General features: G+C 72.6%; 5 protein-coding genes. 4 read left to right on the top strand and 1 reads right to left on the bottom strand.

Features of this window, described 5'->3' with window-relative positions:
• The 4 genes from cbiT to cobM all read left to right on the top strand — a co-directional run.
• Positions 1-905: precorrin-6Y C5,15-methyltransferase (decarboxylating) subunit CbiT (cbiT, locus tag G3N62_RS34550; RefSeq protein WP_206141496.1), on the top strand; the 905-nt coding region annotated here is incomplete at its 5' end.
• Positions 905-1993, top strand: coding sequence for a cobalt-precorrin-5B (C(1))-methyltransferase (locus G3N62_RS34545; protein WP_124669072.1), 1089 nt, complete (start codon positions 905-907; stop codon positions 1991-1993). The genes cbiT and G3N62_RS34545, both read left to right, overlap by 1 nt.
• The gene (locus G3N62_RS34540) at positions 1990-2721 is read left to right on the top strand and encodes a cobalt-precorrin-6A reductase (protein WP_124669071.1); all 732 of its coding nucleotides are present in this window, start codon (positions 1990-1992) and stop codon (positions 2719-2721) included. The genes G3N62_RS34545 and G3N62_RS34540 overlap by 4 nt, the downstream gene beginning before the upstream one ends.
• A 43-nt stretch (positions 2722-2764) precedes the next feature.
• Complete coding sequence (cobM, locus tag G3N62_RS34535) at positions 2765-3493, top strand: precorrin-4 C(11)-methyltransferase (protein WP_034186888.1); 729 nt, start codon at positions 2765-2767, stop codon at positions 3491-3493.
• A gap of 26 nt (positions 3494-3519) precedes the next feature.
• Here the strand turns inward: cobM and G3N62_RS34530 are convergent.
• Positions 3520-4208 (bottom strand): MFS transporter (locus tag G3N62_RS34530; RefSeq protein ID WP_206141495.1); only part of this gene is annotated, 689 nt, incomplete at its 5' end.

The following is a 4208-nucleotide window of genomic DNA, read 5'->3' as shown; positions in this document are numbered from 1 at the left end:
GCCGTCCGCTCGCGACGCTCGCGCGTCATCTGCTGCCGGGCCGGCGCCTGTTCGTGCTGAGCGCCGACGGCCGCACGCCGGCCGCCGTCGCGGCCGAACTCGCCGCACGCGGCTTCGGGCCGACGCGCATCAGCGTGTTCGAACATCTGGGCGGCCCGCTCGAACGGCGCGTCGACGGCCTCGCGCAGGACTGGAAAGTCACCGAAACGGCCGCGCTCAATCTCGTCGCGCTCGACTGCCGGGCCGGCCCCGACGCGCCGCGCCGCGCGCTCACGCCGGGCCTGCCCGACGATGCATACCGCCACGACGGCCAGCTCACCAAGCGCGACTTGCGCGCGATGACGCTCGGGCGCCTCGCGCCCGCACCCGGCGAGCTGCTGTGGGACGTCGGCGCGGGCAGTGGCTCGATCGGCATCGAATGGATGCGTGCGCATCCATCCTGCCAGGCGATCGCGGTCGAGGCGCATGCGGAACGGCAGCGCTTCATCGAACACAACCGCGACGCACTCGGCGTGCCGGGCCTGCAGCTCGTCGCGGGCCGCGCGCCCGACGCGCTGGCAGGACTCGCCACGCCCGACGCGATCTTCATCGGCGGCGGTGCGACGGCGCCCGGCGTGCTCGACGCGTGCTGGGCCGCGCTGAAACCCGGCGGCCGGCTCGTCGCGAATGCGGTCACGCTGCAGGGCGAGATGGCGCTCGCCGCGTGGCGCGACGCGCACGGCGGCACGCTCACGCGCGTGTCGCTCGCGCATGCAGAACCGCTCGGCCGCTTCGACACGTGGCGCCAGCCGCTGCCCGTCACGCTGTACGACGTGCGCAAGCCCGACGCGGCCGACAGGGTCGAGACGGCCGATGCGATCGACACAGCCGGCGCATCGAACCCGGCGAACGCAACGGACGCGTGATGCGCGACGAAACCCCCGAACAGCCCGCGCCGCTGCGGTTCGGCTACACGACCGGCAGCTGCGCGACCGCGACGTCGCTCGCGGCCGCGCGGCTGCTGCTCGCGGGCCGGGCGGACGACGCGGTCGAGATCGTGCTGCCGAAAGGGCAGCGCGTGATGATGCGACTCGAGTTCTGCCGCCTCACGGCCGACAGCGCGGAAGCCGGCACGATCAAGGATGCCGGTGACGATCCGGATGTCACGCACGGCGCGCTGATCTTCGCGCGTGTCGCGCTCGCGGCCACGCCCGGCGTGCGCTTTCACGCGGGGCCGGGCGTCGGCACGGTCACGCGCGCGGGGCTGACGCTGCCGGTCGGCGAACCGGCGATCAACCCGGTGCCGCGCCAGATGATGACGACGCATCTGGAGGCCCTCGCAGCCGAGCACGGCTACGCAGGCGGCTTCGACGTGACGATCGGCGTCGAGGGCGGCGAGGCGCTCGCGCTGAAGACGATGAACCCGCGCCTCGGCATCGTCGGCGGGCTGTCGATCCTCGGCACGACGGGCATCGTGCGGCCGTTCTCGTGTTCGGCCTATATCGCATCGATCCACCAGGGGATCGATGTCGCGCGCGCCAACGGCATCGCGCATATCGCCGCGTGCACGGGCAACGCGAGCGAGGACGCGATGCGCGCGCACTACGGCCTGCCCGACATGGCGCTGATCGAGATGGGCGATTTCGCGGGCGCGGTGCTCAAGCACCTGCGCCGCGCACCGGTCGCGCGGTTGTCGATGTGCGGCGGATTCGGCAAGCTCAGCAAGCTCGCGGCGGGCCATCTCGACCTGCACAGCCGCCATTCGAGCATCGACCTGCCGCTGCTCGCGCAATGGGCGGCTGAAGCCGGCGCGAGCGAGGCGCTGCAGGCCGCGATGCGCGCCGCGAACACGAGCCAGGAAGCGCTGAAGCTCGCCCTGGCCGACGGCGTGCCGCTCGGCGATCTCGTCTGCGCGCAGGCGCTGCGGGTCGCACGCGACATCGTGCCGCCGTCGGTCGCCGTCGAGATGTTCGCGATCGACCGGCAGGGCCGTTTCGTCGGGGAAGCGCGATGAGCATGCGCATCCTGCTGCTCGGCGGCACCGGCGACGCGCTGAAGATCGCACGCGCGCTCGGCCCGCATCACGTCTACAGCCTGGCCGGTCTCGGCAAGGTGCCGGACGACCTGCGCTGCGACGTGCGCGTCGGCGGCTTCGGCGGGGCCGCCGGGCTGGCCGCGTATCTTCGCGACGCCGAGATCGGCCTCGTGATCGACGCCACGCATCCGTATGCCGCGCAAATCAGCGCGAACGCCGCTGCCGCGACGCGCGACGCGGGCGTACCGCTATGGGCGCTGCGCCGCGCGCCCTGGACGCCGCAACCGGGCGACGACTGGCGGATGGTCGACGACTGGGCCGGCATCGAGGCCGCACTCGCGCCGTTCAGGCGGCCGCTGTTCACGCTCGGCCGCGAACCGCTCGCGCACCTCGATACGATCCCGCCGCACCAGTTCTGGCTCGTGCGCTGCCTCGACGCGCATCCCGGCAATGCGCATGCGCAGGTCATCGCCGCGCGCGGGCCGTTCACGCTCGACGGCGAACGTGCGCTGTTCGCGCTGACGGACATCGACGTCGTCGTCAGCAAGAACAGTGGCGGAGCGGCCACCGAGGCCAAGCTCGATGTCGCGCGCGAACGCAGGGTGCCGGTCGTGATGCTGCGCCGGCCGTCGCTGCCCGATGCCGACCGGGCGTTCGATTCGGTCGCGGCACTGCTCGACGCACTCGATCCGGCCGCGCGCGTTTGACGCCGCGCAGCGGATCATCCAACGTATTGACGGAGAATTTTCGATGACGGTGTATTTCATCGGCGCGGGGCCCGGCGACCCCGAGCTGATCACGGTGAAGGGCCAGCGCCTCGTGCGTACGTGCCCGGTGATCCTGTATGCGGGCTCGCTGGTGCCCGCGGCCGTGCTCGACGGTCATCGCGCGGAGCAGGTCGTCAACACGGCCGAACTCGACCTCGACGCGATCGTCGCGCTGCTCGCGGACGCGCATGCGCAAGGGCGGGACGTCGCACGCGTGCATTCGGGCGACCCGTCGCTGTACGGCGCGATCGGCGAGCAGATCCGCCGGCTGAAGGCGCTCGGGATTCCGTACGAAATCGTGCCGGGCGTGACGGCGACGGCCGCGTGCGCGGCGACGCTCGGCGTCGAGCTGACGTTGCCCGGCGTCGCGCAGACGGTGATCCTCACGCGCTTCGCGGGCAAGACCACGATGCCGGAAGGCGAGGCGCTCGGTTCGCTCGCCGCGCACCGCGCGACGCTCGCGATCCATCTCGGCGTGCGCCATCTCGCGCGCATCGTCGACGAAGTGCTGCCGCACTACGGCGCGGATTGCCCGGTCGCGGTGATCTATCGCGCGAGCTGGCCCGACGAGGAGCGCGTGACCGGCACGCTGGCGGACATCGTCGACAAGGTGCGCGGCACGCAGATCGAGCGCACCGCATTGATCCTGATCGGGCGCGTGCTCGATGCCGACGGGTTCGCGGATTCGACGCTGTACGCGAGCGCGGGCTGATCACGCCGGCCCGGCGGACGGGCCGCTCAGGCCTGCGCCGTCTGCCGCGCCAGCCGCGGCGCAAACCCGGCCGCCAGCGCGAACAGCGCGACACACAGGCACGCCATCGCGATCCACGCGGGCGTCAGGTCCGCGAGATGCTGGCGCACGAGCCCGGCCGCGAACGGGAACAACCCGGCGACCAGATAGCCGACACCCTGCACGAACCCTGTCAGCGATGCAGCGTCGGCCGGCGTTGCCGCATGGTCGACCGTGACGATCAGCGACAGCGGAAACAGCGCGCCGATCCCCGCGCCGAGCAGCAGCGCGGCCGGCAGCGCGAACGCGTCGGGTGCGGCCAGCATCGCCAGCAACCCCGCGAACAGCGACGCGATCGCCGCATGCAGCGCGGGCCGGCGGTCGGGCAGGCGGTCGATCGTTGCCGAGATCGTCAGCCCCGCGATAACTTCCGCGAGCGTCACGCCGCCGAGCAGGCTGCCGGCCGCCGTCGGCGACCAGCCGAGCCGCATGTAATACGGCGGCAGCCAAGCGAGCACGAGCGTGTAGGCGCCCGTCGCGATCCCGAAGAACAGCGCGAGCCGCCACGCACGCGCCGAATGCGACGGTCGTGCATTCGACGTCGAGACCGGCCCGGCGGCGAAGCCGTCGCCGCCGCGGCTGGCGAGCGGCCATGCGAGCGCGGCCACCGCGGCCGGCAGCGCCCAGCCGGCCAGCA

The organism is Burkholderia sp. Tr-20355 (assembly GCF_017104685.1).
Classification (GTDB): Bacteria; Pseudomonadota; Gammaproteobacteria; order Burkholderiales; family Burkholderiaceae; genus Burkholderia; species Burkholderia seminalis.
The sequence above is the reverse complement of the archived record's forward strand: the minus strand, read 5'-3'. Positions and strand labels throughout refer to the sequence as shown.

What these genes read in the sequence shown, in the direction of transcription:
- G3N62_RS34540 (WP_124669071.1), top strand. Translation starts at nt 1,990, where the DNA reads ATGAGCATGCGCATCCTGCTGCTCGGCGGCACCGGCGACGCGCTGAAG.
- cobM (WP_034186888.1), top strand. Translation starts at nt 2,765, where the DNA reads ATGACGGTGTATTTCATCGGCGCGGGGCCCGGCGACCCCGAGCTGATC.
- G3N62_RS34545 (WP_124669072.1), top strand. Translation starts at nt 905, where the DNA reads ATGCGCGACGAAACCCCCGAACAGCCCGCGCCGCTGCGGTTCGGCTAC.